General features: G+C 52.6%; 19 protein-coding genes. 12 read left to right on the top strand and 7 right to left on the bottom strand.

The features are described from left to right. Nucleotides 1-109 precede the first annotated feature (109 nt). Both VFA09_16380 and VFA09_16375 read right to left on the bottom strand, forming a co-directional pair. The gene (locus VFA09_16380) at nt 110-2,071 is read right to left on the bottom strand and encodes a protein kinase (protein HZU68856.1); all 1,962 of its coding nucleotides are present in this window, start codon (nt 2,069-2,071) and stop codon (nt 110-112) included. A 126-nt stretch (nt 2,072-2,197) separates the two neighbouring features. Further along, a complete protein-coding gene (locus tag VFA09_16375) occupies nt 2,198-2,926 on the bottom strand; it encodes a TMEM175 family protein (GenBank protein HZU68855.1) in 729 nt (242 codons plus the stop codon). A 256-nt stretch (nt 2,927-3,182) separates the two neighbouring features. On the opposite strand from VFA09_16375, the gene VFA09_16370 reads away from it, so the two are divergent. Beyond that, entirely contained in the window at nt 3,183-4,211 is a 1,029-nt protein-coding gene (locus VFA09_16370) for an NAD-dependent epimerase/dehydratase family protein (GenBank protein ID HZU68854.1), read from the top strand. Between the two features lie 16 nt (nt 4,212-4,227). Here VFA09_16370 and VFA09_16365 read toward each other — a convergent pair whose 3' ends face one another. Continuing rightward, nucleotides 4,228-6,828 (bottom strand): tetratricopeptide repeat protein, encoded by a 2,601-nt coding sequence (locus VFA09_16365; protein HZU68853.1) that lies wholly within the window; start codon nt 6,826-6,828, stop codon nt 4,228-4,230. A 564-nt stretch (nt 6,829-7,392) separates the two neighbouring features. Here VFA09_16365 and trpE point away from each other — a divergent pair. The 8 genes from trpE (at nt 7,393) to VFA09_16325 (ending at nt 16,706) form a co-directional block, all read left to right on the top strand. Next, nucleotides 7,393-9,102 carry an anthranilate synthase component I gene (gene trpE / locus VFA09_16360; GenBank protein ID HZU68852.1) on the top strand — a complete coding sequence of 570 codons (1,710 nt, stop codon included), beginning with the start codon at nt 7,393-7,395 and terminating at the stop codon, nt 9,100-9,102. Further along, a complete protein-coding gene (locus VFA09_16355; GenBank protein HZU68851.1) occupies nt 9,086-9,658 on the top strand; it encodes an aminodeoxychorismate/anthranilate synthase component II in 573 nt (190 codons plus the stop codon). Before trpE ends, VFA09_16355 begins: the two co-directional genes overlap by 17 nt. Then, a complete protein-coding gene (gene trpD / locus VFA09_16350) occupies nt 9,655-10,698 on the top strand; it encodes an anthranilate phosphoribosyltransferase (protein HZU68850.1) in 1,044 nt (347 codons plus the stop codon). Before VFA09_16355 ends, trpD begins: the two co-directional genes overlap by 4 nt. A gap of 3 nt (nt 10,699-10,701) precedes the next feature. Then, on the top strand, nt 10,702-12,147 hold the full coding sequence (gene trpCF / locus VFA09_16345; GenBank protein HZU68849.1) for a bifunctional indole-3-glycerol-phosphate synthase TrpC/phosphoribosylanthranilate isomerase TrpF: 1,446 nt from the start codon (nt 10,702-10,704) through the stop codon (nt 12,145-12,147). Between the two features lie 3 nt (nt 12,148-12,150). Then, nucleotides 12,151-13,386, top strand: coding sequence for a tryptophan synthase subunit beta (gene trpB, locus VFA09_16340; GenBank protein ID HZU68848.1), 1,236 nt, complete (start codon nt 12,151-12,153; stop codon nt 13,384-13,386). Between the two features lie 70 nt (nt 13,387-13,456). Then, nucleotides 13,457-14,323 (top strand): tryptophan synthase subunit alpha, encoded by an 867-nt coding sequence (trpA, locus tag VFA09_16335; protein ID HZU68847.1) that lies wholly within the window; start codon nt 13,457-13,459, stop codon nt 14,321-14,323. Nucleotides 14,324-14,520: 197 nt separating this feature from the next. Then, nucleotides 14,521-15,501 (top strand): hypothetical protein, encoded by a 981-nt coding sequence (locus VFA09_16330; protein ID HZU68846.1) that lies wholly within the window; start codon nt 14,521-14,523, stop codon nt 15,499-15,501. 122 nt (nt 15,502-15,623) lie between these two features. Beyond that, the gene (locus VFA09_16325; protein HZU68845.1) at nt 15,624-16,706 is read left to right on the top strand and encodes a patatin-like phospholipase family protein; all 1,083 of its coding nucleotides are present in this window, start codon (nt 15,624-15,626) and stop codon (nt 16,704-16,706) included. A gap of 8 nt (nt 16,707-16,714) precedes the next feature. Here VFA09_16325 and VFA09_16320 read toward each other — a convergent pair whose 3' ends face one another. The 4 genes from VFA09_16320 to VFA09_16305 form a co-directional block, all read right to left on the bottom strand. Then, on the bottom strand, nt 16,715-17,221 hold the full coding sequence (locus VFA09_16320; protein HZU68844.1) for a 6-pyruvoyl tetrahydropterin synthase family protein: 507 nt from the start codon (nt 17,219-17,221) through the stop codon (nt 16,715-16,717). 127 nt (nt 17,222-17,348) lie between these two features. Next, nucleotides 17,349-18,302 (bottom strand): hypothetical protein, encoded by a 954-nt coding sequence (locus tag VFA09_16315; GenBank protein HZU68843.1) that lies wholly within the window; start codon nt 18,300-18,302, stop codon nt 17,349-17,351. Beyond that, on the bottom strand, nt 18,299-19,204 hold the full coding sequence (locus VFA09_16310) for an ABC transporter ATP-binding protein (protein ID HZU68842.1): 906 nt from the start codon (nt 19,202-19,204) through the stop codon (nt 18,299-18,301). The genes VFA09_16315 and VFA09_16310 overlap by 4 nt, the downstream gene beginning before the upstream one ends. Beyond that, a complete protein-coding gene (locus tag VFA09_16305) occupies nt 19,201-19,614 on the bottom strand; it encodes a GntR family transcriptional regulator (protein ID HZU68841.1) in 414 nt (137 codons plus the stop codon). The genes VFA09_16310 and VFA09_16305 overlap by 4 nt, the downstream gene beginning before the upstream one ends. Before the next feature lie 408 nt (nt 19,615-20,022). On the opposite strand from VFA09_16305, the gene VFA09_16300 reads away from it, so the two are divergent. The 3 genes from VFA09_16300 (at nt 20,023) to VFA09_16290 (ending at nt 22,507) form a co-directional block, all read left to right on the top strand. Beyond that, complete coding sequence (locus VFA09_16300; protein HZU68840.1) at nt 20,023-21,372, top strand: phosphotransferase; 1,350 nt, start codon at nt 20,023-20,025, stop codon at nt 21,370-21,372. A 111-nt stretch (nt 21,373-21,483) separates the two neighbouring features. Beyond that, nucleotides 21,484-21,807, top strand: a complete 324-nt coding sequence (locus tag VFA09_16295; GenBank protein HZU68839.1) for an SCP2 sterol-binding domain-containing protein — start codon at nt 21,484-21,486, stop codon at nt 21,805-21,807. Nucleotides 21,808-22,009: 202 nt separating this feature from the next. Then, the gene (locus tag VFA09_16290) at nt 22,010-22,507 is read left to right on the top strand and encodes a helix-turn-helix domain-containing protein (protein HZU68838.1); all 498 of its coding nucleotides are present in this window, start codon (nt 22,010-22,012) and stop codon (nt 22,505-22,507) included. The last annotated feature ends 28 nt before the right edge of the window (nt 22,508-22,535 follow it).

The following is a 22,535-nucleotide window of genomic DNA, read 5'->3' as shown; positions in this document are numbered from 1 at the left end:
TACCCTCGATAGTGTCAATGATTCGCCGCAACAACTGTATCGTAGGCGTTAAATGAGAAATACTTTCGAGTGGCGCAATCTGAAATTCACCAAAATAAATAGCCACAGTCTATTGTATGCCCACAACTATTGCGCTCACATTCCCCTCACCGCCCGCCAGATTTGCCTCGTCAACCAGCTTGCGCGCGAGCTTCTGCGGGTCTCCCCCCTGAGCAAGGAGTTCTTTCAAGCGCTCATCGCGCACCATATGCCATAGTCCATTAGTGCAAAGCAAGACGAGATCATTCACCTCAACTTCGCGCTCAGTAAAATCTATGTGGATCTGATTATTTTGACCAAGGTAGCGATAGAGATGCTTATTCTTGGGGTTGCTATAGATTTCTTCCGGTTGAAAAAGTTTGGCGTCGACCAGATTAGCCGCCAGTGTATGATCGGTCGTGATACGGGTCAATCCTCGCGCGGGGTTATAATGATATGCTCGACTATCCCCAACACTCGTGACATAGAGACGATGTTTATAGACCAGCGCTGTCGTCAGGGTACTGGCCATACTTGTTTCATAATCTGCGTTGCAGTGGTAAATTACCAGATTTGCTCGCCTGACCGCCTCCTTCATCCATTGTTCGACTATTGTATCGGGTGGAGGGGCCGGCATGAAAGCTCCCCTCGCCGGGCTACCAGAGGATAAAAACGAGTTATTCCCCGGCGACATTGACGAACTTGAGAGCAGCGGCGTTGCCAGCAAAGGCAGCAGGACATCCGCGACGGTCTCTATCGCCAGGCGACTGGCTTCATGTCCCCCGGCAGGTTTGCCTTGCGGCCCGCGCAATCCATCGGCCACCGCGAACAGTCCGAACGGGCGCGGAGGTGGCGCGAGATTTGCGCACAACCCCTGTACGATCAGCAGCATATCCTCATTCTCGGCGGCCACGTAACGGCGACCGGTATCGCTAACATAGCCAACCTGGCATACGCCGGTCACAAGCGGTGACGTTTCATCCAGGCGATGCCCACAGCGACGGCAAAAGCGCGAAGTCTTACGATTTTCCTGCCCGCACGCGCCGCAGGGATTCTCAGGAATAATTGTGCGTATCACGACATTGGGGCTGACTATCGTGGCGAGGTTACTGGAGACGACGGCGGGAGGCTCATACTGCTTTTCAGTTTCGCTCTCGTAGATCGCCTTATTGATGGCATCGGCGAATTCGCGAGCCGTTTTGTAACGTTTCGCGGGATCTGCGTCCGTCGCTCGCATTATGGCTGCATCTATCGCCGGGGGCAATAATGAATTCAACTTGCTGGGCATCGGGAGTTCTGTAGAGCGAGTGCGTACAATGGCCTGGAACGGCAACAGGCCGGTAAACATTTGATAGGCCAGCACGCCCATCGAGTAGATATCGCTGGCGGGTTCGGGCTTCCCCTGTCCCTGTTCGGGAGCCGTATAGTGTTCCGTACCCAGGGCCCATCCTCCCTGTGTCAGGGGACGCTCTTTCTGCATGGCACGAGCGATGCCAAAATCGGCAACGACCAGGCGTCCATCGTCCTGGTGGATGAGCAGATTCGAGGGCTTGATATCGCGATGCACGATGTTTTGTGGATGGGCATGGATGGCATCGATAGCATCCGCCAGCTCATTGAGGTAGCGCTGCGCCAGGGCTATGGGTAAGGGCTGTTCGGGCTTCAACAGGGCCTTGAGCGTGCCGCCGGTAATCAGGGGCATGACAAGATAGAGCAGGTTGCCATCCAGACCAAAATTGAGAACAGGCACAACATTTTTATGGTGAAGCTGGTGCGCATAGCGGGCCTCGCGGCGGAAACGTTCCACCGCCGTTGCTTGATCCTCCGAGCTTTTGCCGGTAGTCGTGAGCACCTTGAGCGCTACCTGCTGCATTTCAAATGTATCGCTTGCGCGATAAACCGCGCCCATGCCACCAAGGCCGATCAAGGTTTCAACACGGTAGCGCCCGGCCACTACCGCCTCGGGCAGCAAACACTGGCAGAATGGATTGATGCAACGAAATGTCCCAGGCGGGTAATCGGTACGACACCTGGGATTCGGGCAGCGCGGCATAGCAGTTCCTCATCCTACATTACTGTTGCGAAGGCGCAAAGTAGCGCTTCTTTCAATGATCGCGAGCCGCTTTTATTGTAGAGGCAAGATAGACCTGTGTCAATACGAACTATGATTCAAACCCTATCACGTTAACTTGCTCTGCCGGATGCGACGAACGACAAAGACGACCACTGGCAGCAGGAGCCAGGTCCAAAAAATATTGGCCGGCGTGATAGAGGAAAACAGCAACAGCAGCGAAAGGGAGAAATAGCTCGGCGCCAGCGCAATATTAATTGCGTGTGAAATAATCTCGTCCTGCGTCATTTGTGGATCGATTAGTCTATGATGCCACGAAGCATATAACCAGAGCAGCAGTGAGGAGAAGCCACATCCGGCAAATGCTAAGGTATATAAAATAACAGCGCTTCGATATCCATACCCTTCACCCACGATACTGGAGGTGACCGGGAAAAAGGCAATAAAGGCCAGGAACAGAAAAGTGAGGCTGATGAAACGCCGGTCTATGCGTTCAATAAGTTTCATCAGGCGGCGATGCTCACTCCAGTAACCCGCAACAACCAGGAAAGTAATCAGGTAGAAGAGGACTTGAGAGAACAACTGTGTTCGTAAAGCTGCGTTGAATGTATCTTCTGTAAGGCCCGCAGGAATTTTAATGTTGATGACGAGCAGTGTAATTGCAATGGCAAATACTCCGTCGCAAAGCATAATAAGACGATCTCCGGCAGAGAATGGCTCTACCTGGTTATGCTCATTAGATTGCTCTCCGGCAGAATCCAACGAGTTTTGATGGTCTTTGACAGCCGCTTTCATCTTTTCCAGTTGCCCTTTAGAGCGTTTGAAAAGAGTATCCATTCAATATCCTCCCTGAGAGATGTAAGGGGTCAAACTGCTCTAAATTATAACATAGGTTCAGGAGAGCAATTTTGCAGGAACATACGGCATAATGGGAAAAAAGGACAGGAGAGAAACTTCAGTTATGCATGCTTATAGCATTTCCATCAGCATAGCTATGCTTATAGCATAGGTTTTCTATTGAAAGATATACTTATAGCTAGTATGCTTGCCAATAACAGGTCACAAGCTTTTGAAAACTGAAAGGGTAAGTATTATGCGTATTCTTGTTATTGGCGGTACGCGCTTCATGGGTCCTCTGGTTGTACGCTTATTGAGCGATGCAGGCCATGAGGTCATAGTTTTTCACCGTGGTCAAAATACCATCGATTTGCCACAGGGCGTCCAGGAGGTTCTGGGAGATCGACGATCTCTTGCTTCTCATATCGACAGGTTTAGAAATTTTGAACCCGAAGTAGTATTGGACATGATCCCGTTTACTGAGCAGGATGCTCAGGAGGTTATGAATACGTTTAGAGGTAATGCCGGAAGGGTGGTCGCGATCAGCAGCCAGGATGTCTATCGCGCTTTTGGACGAGTCAATAACAAGGAGTCAGGACCGGCAGAACCTGGACCGATTACCGAGGATTCGCCTTTGCGCGAGCATCTCTATCCTTATCGTGGCGCAACTCCGCGCAATGAAGAACAGAAGCAGTGGATGAACGATTACGATAAGATTCTCGTCGAGCGTGTTGTGATGGGGAATCCAGAGCTATCCAGCACCATCTTACGACTTCCGGCGGTCTATGGGCCAGGAGATTACCAGCATCGCATGTTTTCATGGTTAAAGCGTATGGATGATAGGCGCCCCGCCATCTTGCTTGATGAAAAGGAGGCTCAATGGCGCTGGGCACATGGATACGTGGAGAATGTTGCTGCTGCGATTGTTCTGGTCGTTACCGATGAGCGGGCGAGCGGGCGCATTTATAACGTGGGAGAACCTATCACGATGACGATGGCGGACCGCATACGCAAGATCGGGGAGATAGCGGGATGGCAAGGGAATATTGTGCTTGTCCCTCATGGGAAACTACCGGAGCCATTGAGTTGGGGTATCAATGCCGAACAGGATATCGTCGTCGATACAAAGCGCATACGTGACGAACTGGGATATCAAGAGCGGATAGATCTGGACGAGGCGTTCAAGAGAACTATTGCCTGGGAACGAGCAAATCCTCCGGCACAAATTGACCCAAGAGATTTTGATTACGCGGCAGAGGATGCTATTCTGTCTGAATTCATGTAGAACATACAGACGCAATCTATTCGACGGAAAGAGAATATAGCCAGCGCTGTACTTCAGTAGCCCTGTGGTCACCGGTTGTCTCAAAGATTGTCAGACTTTTTTGAGCCAGCTCACGAGCTTCTGAAGTATTGCCCCGCCCCGCCGCTACGCGCGCAAGACCATAAAGAGCAACCGCGGTCAAGCCTTGATTTTGGCCGGCAGCAATTTCCAACATTTCATGAAAGGCAGCGCCCGCTTCAGTGAAATGTCGTTGATCGAGTTGAAGCTCTCCCCATGTGCCAAGAATGCCAGCGATAATCCAGCGATGACCTATTTCACGAGCAAGCGCCAGAGCTTCGTTGAAGTAGGCCTCGGCCTGCGAGTAATGCCTCTGTTTCCCTGCATACTCTCCCAGATTCGCCAGCAAGACACTGATCCATTCGCGATGCCCAATCTCACGTGCTATCGTCAGACCTTCTTGCAAGTATATTTCTGCCTGGGCATAGTTTCCCTGGTCACCGGCCAGAGCACCCAGGTTCAATAGCAACAAGCTGATACCCTCGCGATGCCCGATGCGACGTACTAAGGCCAGCCCTTCCTGCCAGTACGCTTCTGCCTGGGCATAATTGCCCTGAATATGGGCTAACCATCCCAGGTTTGTCAGCATGAGGCGAATACCCTCGGCGTAGTTGGCCTGCCGCGCTAATGCCAACCCTTCTTGCAGGTAGGTCTCAGCGCCCGCATAGTCGCCCTGATCGCTTGCTACCGCGGCCAGGCTTTTCAATAGTGTGCTGATGCGCTCATGAAGGGCAAGTTGGCGCGCTAGTATCAGACCCTCCTGCGCGTATTCGACCGTCCTGACGTAATCCCCCTGGCGATAAGCAATCGAGGCCAGAGCCTGCAGGAAGGCGCTGATCAGTTCCTGATCTTCCAAACGGCGCGCCAATGCCAATCCCTCGTGCAGGTAGGACTCAGCCCGGTTGTAGTCGGTCTGTTTTCCGGCCACTTTTCCCAGGTTGAGCAACACCCGCCCCAGAGCAGCGTCATCATGCAGCATCAAAGCAGCCTGTTGTGCCCGCTTGAGGTGTTCCTCTGCCTGGCTGTACAATCCCTGCGTCTCTAAGAATTGATAGAAAGCATTTACCCCTCGCACCAGCTCACGCGGTAGATCAAATTCGAAGGCTATTTGCAGGGCCGCGAAGATATTATTGCTCTCCTGCTCCAGTGCATCATAATCTTTCTCATGTAGTTCAACATATTGAACAAAATACGCAACCATACGATGAGAGGCACTCACGTCATTCAGATGGGATCTCGCGTAATCAGCGATTGTCTGATGCAGGGTATAGCGCTCGGGACCGCTGCCCTCGAGCATTCCTGCATCGGTCAAACGGTCTAGCATCTCAACAGGCGCGTTGCTTATGGCTAATGCAGCTTCCTCGGAGAAGCTATTGGGTTTGGCCGGAAAAACGGCAAGCGCACGCAGTCCCGCGCGCGCCTGCTCATCAAGATATTGATCGCCAACCTCGATTACTGCGGATAGAGACATGGGCGTTTCTACTGGCAAACTGGGTGATTTTTCCAGGAACGCCTGTGGTTCGACGAGTCGCAGACGCTCCTCGACATTTTGCAGCCTCTCTATAGCAGCACGTATGCGCCTGGGCTGGCCACTATGCGATTGCAGCAGCAAATATTTGCCCATAATGGTCAAGGCAAGGGGTAGGCCGCCGACCGATTGTACCAGCACTCGCGCGGCCTCAGGCTCTTGAGCAACAACTTCCGGCGCAAGCCGCGTTAATAACTCAACACCCTCGTCTTCGCTGAGCTCTCGAACAAGCGTAGCGCCCTCAGCCGCGAACTGCAGCGCGATATGCGGAAAGCGGGTCGTCAACAGGTAGGCGCAATGAGGGCCGCCGATTTTGAAGGCGAGCGCGTCATCGATTTCCCAGGCATCGTCAATCACGAGCAGCACGCGGCGGTCCCCAATCAGTGTGTGTAAGGCTCGAACCCAGGATTCGATGCTGGTTAAACTGTTCACTTCTGTTGATGCCAGGCCAAGCAATGTACCCCAACGCCCAAGAAGCGCCGGCACATTTGGATGTGGTCCTAAGCCCGACCAGAGAACACCATCGGAGAAATGATCGCGTACATCCTGATCATGAGCCAGCATGACCGCCAGAGTCGTCTTACCAACACCCGGCAAACCATTCAACGCCGTAAGCACCACACTCGTATGATTGCATAAGCGCTGCTTGAGCCGGCGCAGCATGTCATGACGCCCGACCAGTCCTACCGCTCCTGCCGCCGGAAGAGGAATAGGGGGATCATATATCGTATCTGGAATGGGCGGAGCGGCTAAGGGTTGTGCAGGAACGACCTGCTGCGAGCTGGCTGCGCTGGAATCTTCAGGCTCATCACGGTCACCGGGGATCAGGCCCAATTCCCTGGCATCTTTCCCAAAGAGAGTACACAGCTTGCGTCGATAATATGGACTGGGAGAGGCAGTGCCCCGTTCCCACCTGCTCAAATAGTAGTGATCAGCTCCAATCTGGTCGGCTACATATTTTTGCGACCAGCCCCGCAGCTCGCGCTCTTTCTTTAAACGTAGATTGGGACCTGGATGGGTAGATTTTCTCATGTGCCAGAGCCTACTTTCTCATATGCAAGAGAAACACTCTCAACAACAGATTCCATAAAAGCAGCCTGGTAAATAATAACACATCGCTAATCAAGCATAAAGCTTTTTCGAAAGTCGTAAAATCCTTGACAAACCATATAACCATCAGTATACTTTCACCATACACAACAGCATACCAAAAGCGACGAACAGGAGAAGTAAACGACCCCGCAAAGGTCACAGAGAGTCGGCACCGGTGGAACCCGACCCGATGCAGTCGTTGAATGGGCCTGCGAGCAAAGAGCGAACATTCTTCTCGCGAAGAATTAGTAGGACTCTTTCGGAATGTCCCCCGTTACTGAGGACAGGATATATATCCTTACCATTGTAGCATGGAAAGATCTCGTATCCGGCAAAGAGGGATTATCCATCTGACTCAGGACAGGCACAAGGCACTGTCCCTACAGGAATTGACATGGATGATCTGAATTAGGGTGGCACCACGAAAGCTTTACGCCTCTCGTCCCTGGCAAGGGAAGAGTGGCGTTTTTTTATGACAATTTTCAATGGAAGAGAGATGTAACGATGCCTATCGAAAATGTGGTAAGACAACCACCGCATTCTGTAGGGACAATGCCTGGAGCCTATCCGGGTACAACCATGAACAATCGCCCAACAGTCGAAGACATTCGCCGCAAACGTGATGCTGAAATGGCAGTGCTTGAAGATACCCGGCGCCCATTGTTGCCAATTTGCCGCGATATCCTGGCCGATATGGAAACGCCTGTTTCGGCCTATTGCAAAGTCAAATATGGACAGGCTCCAGGCTCTGTCCCTGCTTACAGCTTTTTACTTGAAAGTGTAGAAGGTGGAGAGCATATTGCTCGCTACTCATTCATAGGCATCGATCCATACCTGGTTATGACACAGCGCGGCGATAAGGCAATGCTCCGGTGGATGCCAGGGGGTTATGGCGTATCCGAGAAACAAGATGACACAGGAAAAATCGAAGAGATTTCCTGCCATGATCCATTGAAGTTCGTTGAGTCCGAACTAGGTCAATATCGATTGGTTGCGCCCATTGATAGCAGCTGTGATGAACTGCCGCGTTTTCATGGCGGCGCCGTCGGCTACCTGGCCTATGAGGCTGTGACGCACTTCGAACATTTGCCTGTTCCATCGCGGGACGAACTCGGTTTGCCACTGGCGATCTTTTGCTTCACCGAAACAGTAGTTGTCTTCGATCACCTCAAACATCGCGTCAGAATCGTCACACACCTGCACCTGGACACTCTCGATCTGGAAAGCGAATATACCAGGGTTCAGGCGATACTTGACAGGATAGAGCAGCAATTACAGCAATCACCACATTTGCCCGATGAACCATCGCCTATCACTGATATGGCAGCAACGCGGATTAGCTCAAACCGCACAGCAGAGGAGTTCGAGGCCATGGTACTGCGAGCGCAAGAGTATATTCGTGAGGGCGATATCTTTCAGGTTGTACTCTCCCAGCGCCTCAGCCGTCACGTCAATGCGGCGCCATTCACCGTCTATCGCGCGCTTCGTGCCATTAATCCCGCCCCCTATATGTTCTTTCTCGACTTGCAGGACTTTCAAATCATCGGTGCCTCGCCAGAATTATTAGTGCGCGTCGAGGATGGTATTGTGACCATCCATCCCATTGCCGGAACCCGCCCACGCGGGATCGACCCGGAAAGCGATCAAAAGCTCGAGGAAGAGCTGAGAAATGATCCCAAGGAGCGGGCCGAGCATGTCATGCTGGTTGACCTGGGCCGCAACGATGTTGGACGGGTCAGTGTACCCGGCAGCGTCCGTGTCAGCCAGTTCATGGAAATCGAGCGCTACTCGCATGTAATGCACCTGGTTTCAAACGTCACCGGCCAGCTGCGGCAGGATGTTACCCCCTACAACGCCTTGCGCTCCGGTTTTCCAGCCGGAACAGTTTCAGGCGCGCCTAAAATTCGCGCTATGGAGATTATCTGCGAATTGGAGGGCGAGCAACGAGGCGTTTATGCGGGAGCCGTAGGCTACTTCGGTTACTCAGGTAACCTGGATACGGCCATCGCCCTACGCACCATGGTAATACAGAATGGCAAAGCCTATATTCAAGCCGGTGGCGGCATCGTCGCCGACTCTGTACCCGCCCAGGAATACCAGGAGAGTATGAACAAAGCTAAAGCCCTCTTACGCGCCCTGGACGAAGCAGAACTGATTGCGAATTCCCGGCGTTCCCATTCCCAGATTGGAGGCTCCCATGCTGCTACTGATTGACAACTACGACAGCTTTACCTACAACCTCTATCAATACCTCGCGGAACTGGGCGCGAACGTAAGCGTATACCGCAATGACGAAGTGACCCTGGAACAGATTGAGGCAATGCAGCCCGATCACATCGTCATATCGCCCGGCCCCTGTACTCCCAACGAGGCGGGCTTATCCTGCTCGATCATCGCAACCTTCGGGCCGCGCATTCCCATACTCGGCGTATGCCTGGGGCACCAGGCCATTGGGCAGGTACACGGAGGTCATGTCGTGTATGCCCCAGAATTGATGCATGGCAAAACTTCACAGATTCATCACCGGGGACAGGGCATCTTTAAGAATCTCCCCATCCCTTTTGTAGCCAACCGCTATCATAGCCTCATCGTCGAGCGATCTTCTCTCCCGGACGAACTGGAGATTACTGCCGAGACGGCAGATGGTTTAATTATGGGTCTCAGGCACTGTACCTACCCTGTCGAAGGGGTGCAGTTCCATCCCGAGTCAATTCTGACTCCTGTGGGAAAAGACCTGCTACGCAACTTTCTGGAGAGGAGCAAATCATGATTCGTGAAGCAATTGCGCATATCACTGCCGGAGCTACACTCGGCGAGAGCGAAGCCGCGGCGGCGATGGAAGAAATTATGACCGGAGTAGCAACTCCGGCGCAAATGGGTGCGTTCCTGACAGCACTGCGCTTACGTCCAGGGGGTGAAACGGTCGAAGAAATCGCAGGCATGGCCTCTGTCATGCGCGCTAAGGCCGTGCAGGTGTTCCTGGATGAAAATATCGCCTCTCGCGCTATAGATACATGCGGGACAGGAGGCGATGGAGCAGGAACATTCAATGTTTCCACAGCGGCAGGAATTCTCGCCGCCGCTGCAGGCGCGTGTGTGGCAAAACATGGCAACCGTTCCGCCACCAGCCGCTGTGGCAGCGCGGATGTGCTGGAAGCTCTGAACGTGCGCATCGACCTGGGTCCTGAAGAGGTCGCTCGCTGCGTAAAGGAGGTCGGATTCGGCTTCATGTTTGCTCCCGCCTACCACCCCGCCATGAAGCATGTTGGCCCGACACGCCGTGAAATCGGCATCCGCACCGTATTCAACATTCTTGGCCCGCTGACCAATCCCGCCCATACCCGTTACCAGGTGCTGGGCGTGGCCGACGGCTCGCTTTTGCGAAAGATGGGCGAGGTATTGCTGCGCATGGGCAGCGAACACGCGCTCATCATTCACGGCGAAGATGGTATTGATGAATGCTCGATGAGCGCTCCCACACGCATCTGCGAGGTACGCAAGGGGCAGGAATTACGCGAGTACACCCTCACACCGGAAGATGTTGGACTCACCCGCGTCACAGATCGCCAGCCGTTTCAGGGCGGTGACCCGGCCTACAACGCCGAAATGCTGCGTAATCTCCTGAGCGGAGAGTCCAACGGACCGGCAGCTGATATGCTCTGCCTGAACGCGGGGGCCGCGCTGCTGGCAAACGAAAAGGTAGCATCTTTACCCGATGGAGTCAAACTCGCCCGTGAAACGTTGCGCACAGGTAAAGCGAAACACAAACTGGTCGATGTTATCGACTCTTCCCGTTCTCTGGCAAGGTGAACTATGTTTCTCGACCGCATCATCACTCAAACACGCGTCGATCTTGAACAGCGCAAGCGAGAAATCCCGCTGGAGGACGTAAAACGCCTTGCTGCTGCCCAGCCCGCACCGCGAGATTTGTGGCAGGCTCTCAGGGTTGGCTCAAACATACGTTTGATTGCGGAGGTGAAACAGGCTTCGCCATCAAAAGGGCTACTCGCACCTGATCTCGATCCTGTCGCACTGGCACGAACTTACGAAGCCAACGGCGCGGCTGCAATTTCAGTATTGACCGAGCCGCACTTTTTTCTTGGCTCGCCAGCTTATCTCACAGCAATCAAGCGGGCTGTAAATATCCCCGTTCTGCGTAAAGATTTCATCTTCGATGAGTACCAGGTATATGAAGCACGCTCATGGGGTGCAGATGCCATCCTGCTCATCTGCGCCATTTTAGATGATACCCAGCTCAAGCATCTGCTCAGAATTGCGCAGGAGCTACATATGCAATGCCTGGTCGAAGTTCATAGTATGGAGGAAACACTGCGAGCAGTCAGCGCAGGAGCAGCCATTGTCGGCGTCAACAGCCGCGACCTCGCAACATTCGAGTTGCATCCCAACCTCATTCGCGAATTGAGCAGGCTTATCCCTAAAGATCGCGTCATCGTGGCCGAAAGTGGTATTCATACGGCGGCCGATACCCGCAGGCTCGCGCGCTATAATGTACAGGCCATGCTGGTTGGCGAATCGCTTGTCACATCAAGCGACATACCTGCTCAGATGCGCGCGTTATTACAAGGGGCAAACAGGGATGTACAGGTCAAAATATGCGGTCTGCGCGCTCCTCATCACCTGCAAACCGCCATCGAAGCAGGCGCGGATATGATTGGCCTGATGTTCTATGAGCCAAGCCCGCGTTATATCGACCCTTGCCAGGCCAGGGAACTGCTTAACACAATGGAAAATCGGCCAGTAGCGCCTGATATCGTAGGTGTCTTCGTTAACAGGGAGGCAAACTTCATTAACGATATCGTTGAACAGCTTGGCCTGGATTTTGTTCAATTGCATGGCAGCGAACTTCCAGAGTTCTGCCAGCAGATAAAGTGCCCCGTTATCAAGGGATTACGCCTGCATAGTCGAGATGACCTCGGACTGATATCCACGTATCGCGGGGCAATGTGGCGCATTCTGCTCGACACGCCTTCATCTCAATGGGGCGGCTCAGGTCTGACCCATAACTGGAGCCTCGCTCGCCAGGTAGCGCAAGAAATACCCGTATTGCTTGCCGGTGGATTGACCCCGGAGAACGTTGGCGAGGCAATTTCTCAGGTAAGGCCCTGGGGTATCGATGTCAGCAGCGGTGTTGAGACTGCTGGAGAGAAAGATGACTCGAAGATACGTGCCTTTATCCAGCAAGCGCGTAATGTTGCCGCCAGATATTCTTCAGAGAAGACCAAGAGAGAAGAGAAATAACCCATGCAAATACCCATTTCGACTCAAACATATCAGTATCATCGCTATCCCGATGAGCATGGACGCTTCGGCGCTTTCGGCGGCAAATTCGTTCCCGAAAGCCTGCTGGCCCCTCTTTCAGAATTAGAGCAGGCCTATGAAGAGGCCCAAAACGATGCCGGTTTCACGAAAGAATTACAAGCACTGCTTGCCAGCTTCGTCGGTCGCCCAACAACGCTGCATTATGTGCCGCGTTTCTCCCAATTGGTAGCGCCAGGAGTAAAAATCTACCTCAAACGCGAAGACCTGGCGCATACCGGCGCGCACAAGATCAATAACGCGCTTGGCCAGGGACTACTGGCAAAACGCATGGGCAAACAGCGCATCATCGCGGAAACAGGCGCGGGACAGCATGGCGTTGCCACCGCTACCGTCTGTGCCATGCTCGGACTGGAATGCATCGTCTACATGGGAGAAGAGGATATTCAACGCCAGTCGCTCAACGTCTTTCGCATGAAATTGTTGGGCGCCGAGGTGCGCCCGGTCAACAGCGGTAGCCGCACATTAAAAGATGCCATCAATGAAGCCATCCGCGACTGGGTAACAAACGTAGAGACAACCTTTTACCTGATTGGCTCGGCGGTCGGCCCGCATCCCTATCCGCGCATCGTGCGCGATTTCCAATCCGTGATCGGCACTGAGGCCCGCGAACAAATTCTCGTTCAGGAGGGGCACCTGCCTGATATGGTGGTTGCCTGCGTCGGCGGTGGCAGCAACGCCATCGGCATTTTCTACCCTTTTGCCGGTGATCCTGAAGTACATTTGATCGGCGTCGAGGCTGGAGGCAAGGAACTGCAACCGGGCCAGCATGCGGCAACCCTGGTAGCAGGCAGGCCCGGCGTATTGCACGGCGCATACAGCTACCTCCTGCAAAATGAGGATGGGCAGGTACTCGATACGCATAGCATCTCGGCGGGACTCGATTATCCTGGCGTTGGACCCGAACATAGCTATCTGAAAGAAACACACCGAGCAACCTATGTTTCTGCTGGTGATGCAGCCGCGTTGCGAGGTTTGCAAGCGCTGAGCAGGAGCGAAGGCATTATTCCCGCTTTAGAGCCGGCTCACGCGCTTGGATACTTGCTGGAGCTGGGCGAGCAGGGCAATATTCCACCAGGATCACTCCTTATAGTGAACCTGTCCGGGCGCGGCGACAAGGACATGCTCACCGTTGCCAACGCTTTGGATGTGACGTTGTGATCTGGGAGCCGTCGCAACAATTTCAACACCGTGCCCAGTGCTACAAACCCAACTTACTCAGGAGATAAACATGCAAACCGCAAATCAGAATCCGCAAAACACCGGCTTCGATACAACAATGCCCGCTTCCCGTATCAGCAAGGCTTTTCAAAAAGCCAGGCATGAAGGACGAGGAGTCCTCATACCATATTTCATGTGCGGCTATCCATCGGCAGCACAGAGCATCGAACTGGTGCTAGCAGCAGTTCGGGGAGGCGCGGATATCATCGAGCTGGGCATACCATTCAGCGATCCGCTCGCCGATGGAGCGACCATCCAGCATGCAGGTCACGTAGCTCTCGAAGGTGGCATGACCATCCAGGGCTGTATGGAAATTGCGCGCCAGATTTCCGCTCAATGCGATACGTCCCTGATCTTCATGGGCTATTACAATCCTATCCTGGCATATGGCATCGAACGTTTCTGCCAACATGCCACAGCTAGCGGTATCTGCGGCCTGATCATTCCCGACCTGCCTCCCGAAGAAGCCGCTCCATTGCAAGATTCGGCCCAAAAATATGGAATTTCTCTCAATTTCTTGATCCCACCCACCGCTTCTGGCGAGCGCATTTTTCAGATTCTTCAGGCAGCCAGTGATACGAGTAGTTTCATCTACTGCGTTTCCCTGAGTGGCGTCACCGGCGCTCGCACAACTTTACCACCCCACTTACGTAGCTTCGTGGCTAGAGTCTATGGCTATATGAAAGGCAAACCGTTGCCTGTCGCGGTGGGTTTCGGACTTTCTACACCTGAACATATCGCAGAGGTGTTTCGCTTTGCTGATGGCGCCGTTGTGGGCAGCGCCCTTGTGAAGATCATCGATCAGCACGATGAAAGCGAGCAAGTTCAGGCCGTGAAGTGCTATATTGAGAATCTACTGAGGAACACTGGCGAATGAAGGCGAGAAACAGGTTGCCAGTCTTTTAAGACGAGCGCCATACCTCTAGACAAATCTCCATTTCTCAGTTATACTTGTCACTAAGCAAGCGTGCGGCGTTTGCTCCTCTTAGCGTTTTGTCGTCCCCTTATTCACCCTCGATGTTTCTTCGAACTCATTCATCCTCTCGAATGAGAATACCCCAAGGAGGTTTCCCCGTGATTCCTTTATCCTCAACCGGCGAAATTGCCAGTTTCCAGGATGTAGACCAGTTCCAGCCAGCAAAAACACAATTCGCCTGCGGATTCTTTGCCTGCGCGGTTGTGAAATCAATGGCTCCGGTCGGTCATGCTCCCACCCAAACACCCGCACAGATGATTGCCGAGGCCGAGCAGTGGTATGCTCAATACGACGGCAATAACTCAATCTCCAATACTAATGGTATGACCCTAGAGCAGTTGTATGAGCTGCTCGCGCAAATTGGACTGCACTTCGTACCCGCAAGTCTCGATGTCGCTGCACTACGAGCATGGCTGCGCCTTGGTTATCCTATTCTTGTAGCAGGGCTTGAAACCAGCTTTTATGATATGGGACTTGGAGATGTCGTGCCGTATCCCTGGCAACCCTCCGGCAACCACATCATTGTGCTGACAGGCGTTGCAGCCGATGGTAATTTCCTGGTGCGCGATTCGGCCAACGTGACCAATCTCTACAATCCAACCACGCTGCGCCCAGGGCCGCGCAAATATGATACTGCCAGGATGCGCCTGGTCAGTGCGACAGCCGTAGTCCCGCCATGGTTGCCGGTACCACCGGCCGGTTTCGACCCAACAAAGGAGCAATTTGTGCCCATTATTCCTGCCGGCTGGCACGATGACGGCAATACGTTGACCGCTCCCAACGGTCATAAAGTGGTGCATGGTTTTCGCGAATATGTCCTGAAAAACAACTGGCCTCCCGCGAACATGCCACTTCAGGAAGAGATCGGTCGCAATCCTCTCGAAGAATCTAACCCATCCCTGGGAGCAGGAACGCAGCAGGTCTTTCGCTGGACAATGCTCGAATGGACACCATCACGAGGCGTCTTTATCGCCTGGATTGGCCAGGAATTCCTGAAGATTCGCAGCGATAACACTGCACTTCAGGCAGAAATAGCCGCGCTTGAGGCTAAATTGAAAGCCTGCACGTCCTCATACTGATTTAAAGAAAGCTTCCAGATAAGAGATTTTATCGACAAAAATCTCTTGTTTAACTCGTACAACCGTTGAAATGAATTGGGAGAGTTTTGGCAGAACTCCCCAGGCATACAGGAGACATTTCTATGTTACATCCAGTACAACCAGGCAATAACCAATCACAATTTGCCGATGCCGTCCTCGAAGGCGGAGGCGTACGTGGGATCGCCCACGTAGGAGCTCTCTCGGTAGCCGAGGAAAAAGGCTACCGCTGGCGCAATATTGCCGGTACATCAGCAGGCGCATTTGTGGCAGCGCTGATGGCCGCTGATTATTCAGCCGGTGAACTATATACGATCATGAGCAGCCTGGATTTTCGGCGCTTCGCTAAAGATCGCGGTTTCAACTGGTTCTTTCTGAGAGAAGCTTTCAATCTGCTCACGCGCTGTGGCATCCACAGCGGAAGTTACATCGAGGAGTTCATGAGTGAGCATTTGCAAGCAAAGAAAAAAAGCAAGTTCGGAGACCTGGTCATTCCAGGCCGAGAGAATGAGCCAAAGGATTCCCGCTTTCGCTATCGTCTCACAGTGATTGCCTCTGATATTACATCTGGCAGCATGCTGCGCTTGCCACAAGATGCGCTTCAATATGGCATCGATCCCGACGATCTCAATATTGCGCTGGCAGTACGTATGAGCGCGAGCATTCCTTTTTTCTTTATACCCGTGAACCAGCAGAATCAGGATGGGACAAACTCTCGCATCGTTGATGGCGGATTGCTCAGCAACTTTCCGGTATCGCTCTTCGACGTGCCGGGCGAGCCGCGTCATCCGACGTTTGGCTTCCACCTGGTGGATTCACTGCCTACCAGCACCAATGCATGGCCTGTTAACCCGACCGGGAATGTCTTACAGGTCGGGCAGGCGCTCTTGAATACCATGCTCACCGCTCACGACAGGCTCTACATGGACGACCATACCTTTGTGCGCACAATTGTGATACCGGTAAACGGCATCAGCGGCACCAGCTTCAATTTGAGCAAAGAGCAGACCGATCTGTTGTATCAGAACGGTAGAACCGCTGCCGAGCAATTCTTCTCGACCTGGGACTTCGAGGCATATAAAAGTGCTTATCGCAGCGGCTTACCGGAAAAAGGCCGGCGTGAGCGCCTGCATGAACAAATGCGGCAGATCAAACGTATGACGAAGCCACTGGCTCAGGCAAGTTAGGAACAGGCCTACTCTGCCTCATGCAGCGATTCGCGATAATAGGCCATCTGGGTGGGCGCCTCCGCCACGCCGACCATGATAGTGTGCAAATTGGAGATATCATACGCGGCGAGTTTGCGTCGTAATTCGCCGCAGATATATTCCGCCAGCCGTTCGGCGGTGGAGTTATCGATGGGCAGCGCGACAACATCGGCGCGCGGGAGCTGATAGCGTCTCTCCTCAAAACGTACTTCCCAGGCATCGGCAAGCTCGTTTATCTCAAGATGCGGATTACGCACTGGCAGCAAAAAGCGTTGATTGAGTTCTTGGCACACTTCACGCACAAGTCGCTTGAGTATGGTGAAATCGAAGACCAGTTTATCTTCGTTCAATGATCCCTCGATCTCAACCAGCACGCCATAATTATGGCCATGCAACCGTTCACATTTGCCACCATAGGTGATGAAGTGGGCGGCACTAAATTTCAGGTTTCCACCCTCTACTCTCACCCTGCGCAGAATCTGTTCATTTCCCATTGCTCAGCCTCATGCGATTGAAATGTATAGCGATATACATAAAACCAATGCGTAAATCAGCATACCATCGAAGCAAAGCATATACAAGTGAAAGAGAAAAAAGGCTCTCTATACATCCATAACTTTTTCAGGTAATCTTTTTGCTCACGAGCCAGATCGCAGGCGCGAGCAGAGCTATTGCTAATAGCAAGAAGATCGCGGCTTCTAAGGACTGGAATAGCCAGAATCGATCGATTGGTTGGTAGAAACTTAAAGAGTGGAAGCCTTGCGCGTGTTCGCAATTTCTAAATGCCAAAAAGGCGCTGGCGCTCCCATTCCCCTTAAGTTGTGGACATATCTGGCCGATCTGGCTGTCTGAAAGTTCATGTCCATACCGGTCGCTTGTGCCAACATGAATCGTCCAATCGGTAGGCGATGGCGGGCCAGGGTTATCCACAGAACCGGTATAACTAAGTGGTGGAAGAAAGTATGGGCGGAGCAAAAACGCGATTGCTAATCTCAGCAGTAGAAACACTACAATCGTGATACCAATCGCAGGCACTGATTTGCGTACAAGGACACCAGCGGCGACTCCGAGCGCAAGCGCGAAAAGAGCATACGCGGGCAATACGATTCCTCGTATATCATACGTCGACCAGGGTATCACTGCGTTCCATGGACTACTCCACCATGAGGTAAGGATGGCGAGCGCAATGAAAGCCAGAAGACTGATACCGATAAGCAGGATCAGCTTCGTTCCGAACCAGCGTACGCGAGTAATACTCTGGGTCCAGACCAGGCGATACGTTCGTTGTTCTAGTTCACGCGCCACCAGCGGAGCTCCAATGAACATTCCGGCCAACAGCGGCAAACAGCTGAGCGCGATTGATAGAAGTGAGACACTGCCGCTAAATTGATTGATAAAATTTCCTTCGAGTTCACCACATGTGGGCTGTGGCGTCACACAACTAGCGAGTCCAGTACTCTGGTAAGTGGAGAGCATATCGACGCCGGTGATAAGCAAGATGAGTATCAGGGTTGCCAGAATTATCGCTGCAATCAAGGCTTCGAGGCGATGCTGTCGCCATGTGACCCAAATCATAATGGAACCTCCTGGGTATCTTTATGCTGCACTGAGAAAGTAACGCCTGTCTGTAGAGCGAGATAGGCGAGAACAATGTCTTCAAGGGAAGCTTCTTGCACTTCCCAGGCCGGATCAAGAACGGGTCCATTCACCCGTATCAATAAATTACTTTGGCGTTCACTCGATTGCTCCCGGAGAACCGTATGCGTCCTGGCTATGGACGCTTGCCGCTCGCGTGGGCCGATCAAGCGTTTGTGCGTTCTGAGCAGAGAATCGATATCGCTGGCGACCTGCACCCTGGAGGCCGAGAGAATGATCAGGTAATCACAGATGCGATCAAGGTCCGCGATGAGATGAGATGAGAAGAGGACGGTCAAACCATCCTGGGCAACAGCATCCATCAGCGTCTGTTGAAACTCATAACGCGCAAGTGGATCAAGATTCGCGATAGGTTCATCCAGAATGAGCATCTCTGGCCGCTTTGCCAGGGCCATGACGAGCGCAACCTGCGCTTGTTGACCACCTGAAAGTTTCCCGGTCGTGCGATTGAGAGGGATGCTAAGATTTGCCAGGCGCTCCTGGGCAAGAGCCATATCCCAATGTGGATTCAGCTTCTGTCCGAGTGTCAGCATATCTTTCACGCTAAAAGTGCGATAAAGGGGTCGGTCCTGGGCCACGAACCCGATGCGTGGTAAGATGGAGGATGAGTTCTGACGCGGGGATATACCCAACACCTGAACGCTGCCGGTACTCGGCTCAAGCAGGCCCATAGCAAGATGGAGTAAAGTTGTCTTGCCTGCCCCATTCGGGCCAACGAGCCCGGCAACACGCCCAATAGGAAGTTTGAGGGTACAATCACGCAGCGCCCATTCTTTTCCATAGCGTTTCCCAAGATCAGTCGCCTCTAATGCCTGGATCATGCAATTTCCTCCCTTTTATGAAACTGTTGAAATGTAGAGGCAAAGAGGGCTGCGATGCTCTCTTCGCCTAATCCAGCCGCTTCGGCTTCTTGCAGCCACTTGATAAGGCTCTGACGCAGCTCACCATGACTCGCTAACGAGGCATCGGCCAGCGTTTTGCGCACAAAAGTCCCCTGCCCCGGACGACTTTCAACCAGGCCCTCATACTCCAACTCTCGATACGCTTTAAAGACAGTGTTAGGGTTAATTGCCAGTTTTGAAACGACCATACGCATCGTCGGTAGCTGGTCACCTTCTTTGAGATAGCCCAGGCGTAAAGCATGCTTGACCTGCTGAACAAGTTGCATGTAAGGAGAAACGCCTGATCGCTGGTCAAGATAGAATTCAATTGCCGGTTTCTCAGTATCCATCTGTCCCTTCATTTCTTTCACTTACCTAAGCTTCTAAATAACTATGTACATAGCACTATAGTAAACCATAATAGAGCAATTTGTCAAGTGGGAATTTCCATTTGACAACTCAACCCTGCCATGCTATCCTGTTAACATCAATTCATTGGCATTCCAGCCTGATGAGACAAAAAGGAGTGAGACGAATATGGCACATGGGATGTGTCCGCGCATGCAGGCTCGGCTTGCGAATCTGCGCCCCGTCGCCCATGGCCGTATTATGCCCATTTTCAGGACATCTCGCCGCTCTACCCAGACATAAAATCGCGTAGATAACCCTGACAGAAACCAGGCCGTGAGCGAATTTATAAACGCTCGCGGCCTTTTTGTGTTTTGGAACAGACAAAATTGACAAGGAAGGATTAAATTATGCCCGGCGAACATATCGACAACTACAGCATCATTCCTCATACCCGCCTGCCCCTTGTTCTTCTTTTGCAAGAGGAGCAAGGCTGGTCGCTGCCGCACCATCATTGTTCAGACCCAATAGGTATCAACGCCGCTATGAAAGAGCAGTTCGGACTCACTACCACTGTTCTCTTTTGCGCATATGACCGCTACCCAGGTGAGGAACGAGATGACGAGCATCTCGTCTTTGCCCTGGACAACCATAGCCCGGAAGTATCGCTGCCCGCGAATGGACACTGGATTGAGCGGTCAGAACTGGCAGATCTCTCTCTAGCTGTTCCAGAGCATCGCCCGGTTCTCGAAACCTGGTTCGCCGAAGTCGAGGATGGACGGATTTCAGAACTGCGGGTACCATGGATGCGCATAGGATGGTTCGACAATGTCATTGCCTGGATAGGCGAGCAGCTTGAGCGGCTGGGTTATACCCAAATTGCCCCTATAGAGCAGCTTGTCTCCAGACCATGGGCCGCGGTACTGCGCGTGCCAACATCGCAAGGCCACCTGTACTTCAAAGTCCCATCTCCAGTGTTTGCCTTCGAGCCTGCCTTGACAGAGACACTGCACCGGCTCGTTCCCACGTTTGTGCCGGGATTGCTCGTTCGTGGCAGGCAGCGCAACTGGATGTTGATGCAGGATGCAGGAATACCGCTGCGGGACATGCCACCGACTCTCGAACGCCTGGAGATTGCATTAAGACGCTTTGCCGAGATGCAAATCGAACTGGCGGAACACATGGAGACGCTAAAGGCAACCGGTTGCCCGGATCGGCGGTTACATTTGTTGCCACACCTCTATCAAGAGATACTGGCGGCGACGCCATTTCTGTTGATCGATGAGCCCAATGGATTGCCTCGCAGCGAGCATGAACAACTGCTGGCTTTCGCTCCCCAGTTTCAGGAAATATGCCATGAGCTGGCGAGCTATAGGGTTCCTGAATCCTTGCATCATTTCGACCTGCACAACGGCAACATCCTGTACAATGGCGAGACGTATGTCGTCATCGACGCAGGTGAATACTGCCTGGGGCACCCTTTCAGCACGATGTTTATTGTATTGCGAGTAGCCAGGTATATCCTGGAGTATGATGAGCAGATGCTTGGGCGACTGGTCCAGGCATACCTGGAGCCATGGACGCGCTATGAGCCAATGGAGCATTTGCGACGCATATTCGAGCTTGCTCATCGCCTGGGCAGCCTCTACAAGGCACTCAGCTGGTATGATGTCATCTCGCGGCTTGAACCGGGTATGCGCTGGATGCACGCAGATATGGCGCTGTACTACCTGCGTGTGTTTCTCGGCACCGAGGAATAACGTTGAGTTCCGGCAAGCAAACAAACCATAGCGACACGAAAAACTTCGTGCTATACTATGATTGTGCCAACAGGAATTTTTCCTGCAAGTATTAGTAAGGAGAAAACAGTAATGACAATCGCGGAAATTTTCGAGCAAATGCCTAACGCCATGAATCCTGCCGCTGCCGCGGGTATGAACAAGACTTTCCAGTGGAATATCACCGGAGATCAGGCCGGGAAATGGGCATTTCGCGTTAACAACGGAACTGGAGAGGTTATCCCCGGCGGCGTTGAAAAACCCGATATCACCTTCACCGTCAGCGACAAAGACTGGATTGCCATCACAGAGGGCAAGCTAGATCCGATGAACGCCTTCATGACCGGCAAACTTCGCGTATCTGGCGATATGATGCTTGCAATGAAGCTACAGCAGCTATTTCCAACAAACAGGTGAGACCTTCAATTATCCACTACAAGCAGCCAGGCAAGCATCTTACAGATACTCGCCTGGCTCATTTCATTTGTCTCTACTCGCATGAATTGATGAGTTCTACTACACTTGCCTTCGCTCTGCCTTCTATGTTATACTCACGATGATTGACTATGAGTTTGCTTGACACTTGTACATTACGGCAATCCGTAGAAAGGTGTCCGCTATGGCTCTAAGGAGCGATGAATTACACCGCAACTTGCAGCACCTTAATGGCATGTTAACAACGCACGAAGCGGCCAAACAGCTAGACCTCAGTTACTGGCATTTTATGCACCTTGTAGAAGCAGGACGTATCCCCGGAATTCGCATTGTTGACCGCTGGCTCTTCTCTCCCAGTGATCTCGACGCATATAGACGCAGCCGCTATGGTGAACTGGAGGATATGGCTCGGGCAGCCCTTGAGCATCCAGCAGTTGATCTGACAGAGAAGCAAGAGATTATCTGCCGCCATCTTGTCAACAGCGAACGTCCCTCCGAAATCGCCCGTAAACTCAAACAATCGCGCCAGGCAGTACACTCCCAGATCAGTCTGATCCGTGAAAAGGTCTCCCGCATCCAACCCAAAAAAGCACCCGGCTCAGCCAGCCACGAGGCTTCCAATCGATCCCATAAAAAAACCGGGCCTATCCCGTTCCGTCCACCTAAACCAGGCAAGTCATAAATCTTTATTTCAACTTGAAAACAAACAA

Source organism: Ktedonobacteraceae bacterium (assembly GCA_035653615.1).
Taxonomy (GTDB): Bacteria; Chloroflexota; Ktedonobacteria; order Ktedonobacterales; family Ktedonobacteraceae; genus DASRBN01.
Note: the sequence above shows the minus strand (reverse complement) of the source record. Positions and strands in the feature narration are given on the sequence as shown.

What these genes read in the sequence shown, in the direction of transcription:
- VFA09_16380 (HZU68856.1), bottom strand. Translation starts at nt 2,071, where the DNA reads ATGCCGCGCTGCCCGAATCCCAGGTGTCGTACCGATTACCCGCCTGGG.
- VFA09_16375 (HZU68855.1), bottom strand. Translation starts at nt 2,926, where the DNA reads ATGGATACTCTTTTCAAACGCTCTAAAGGGCAACTGGAAAAGATGAAA.
- VFA09_16370 (HZU68854.1), top strand. Translation starts at nt 3,183, where the DNA reads ATGCGTATTCTTGTTATTGGCGGTACGCGCTTCATGGGTCCTCTGGTT.
- VFA09_16365 (HZU68853.1), bottom strand. Translation starts at nt 6,828, where the DNA reads ATGAGAAAATCTACCCATCCAGGTCCCAATCTACGTTTAAAGAAAGAG.
- trpE (HZU68852.1), top strand. Translation starts at nt 7,393, where the DNA reads ATGCCTATCGAAAATGTGGTAAGACAACCACCGCATTCTGTAGGGACA.
- VFA09_16355 (HZU68851.1), top strand. Translation starts at nt 9,086, where the DNA reads ATGCTGCTACTGATTGACAACTACGACAGCTTTACCTACAACCTCTAT.
- trpD (HZU68850.1), top strand. Translation starts at nt 9,655, where the DNA reads ATGATTCGTGAAGCAATTGCGCATATCACTGCCGGAGCTACACTCGGC.
- trpCF (HZU68849.1), top strand. Translation starts at nt 10,702, where the DNA reads ATGTTTCTCGACCGCATCATCACTCAAACACGCGTCGATCTTGAACAG.
- trpB (HZU68848.1), top strand. Translation starts at nt 12,151, where the DNA reads ATGCAAATACCCATTTCGACTCAAACATATCAGTATCATCGCTATCCC.
- trpA (HZU68847.1), top strand. Translation starts at nt 13,457, where the DNA reads ATGCAAACCGCAAATCAGAATCCGCAAAACACCGGCTTCGATACAACA.
- VFA09_16325 (HZU68845.1), top strand. Translation starts at nt 15,624, where the DNA reads ATGTTACATCCAGTACAACCAGGCAATAACCAATCACAATTTGCCGAT.
- VFA09_16320 (HZU68844.1), bottom strand. Translation starts at nt 17,221, where the DNA reads ATGGGAAATGAACAGATTCTGCGCAGGGTGAGAGTAGAGGGTGGAAAC.
- VFA09_16315 (HZU68843.1), bottom strand. Translation starts at nt 18,302, where the DNA reads ATGATTTGGGTCACATGGCGACAGCATCGCCTCGAAGCCTTGATTGCA.
- VFA09_16310 (HZU68842.1), bottom strand. Translation starts at nt 19,204, where the DNA reads ATGATCCAGGCATTAGAGGCGACTGATCTTGGGAAACGCTATGGAAAA.
- VFA09_16305 (HZU68841.1), bottom strand. Translation starts at nt 19,614, where the DNA reads ATGGATACTGAGAAACCGGCAATTGAATTCTATCTTGACCAGCGATCA.
- VFA09_16300 (HZU68840.1), top strand. Translation starts at nt 20,023, where the DNA reads ATGCCCGGCGAACATATCGACAACTACAGCATCATTCCTCATACCCGC.
- VFA09_16295 (HZU68839.1), top strand. Translation starts at nt 21,484, where the DNA reads ATGACAATCGCGGAAATTTTCGAGCAAATGCCTAACGCCATGAATCCT.
- VFA09_16290 (HZU68838.1), top strand. Translation starts at nt 22,010, where the DNA reads ATGGCTCTAAGGAGCGATGAATTACACCGCAACTTGCAGCACCTTAAT.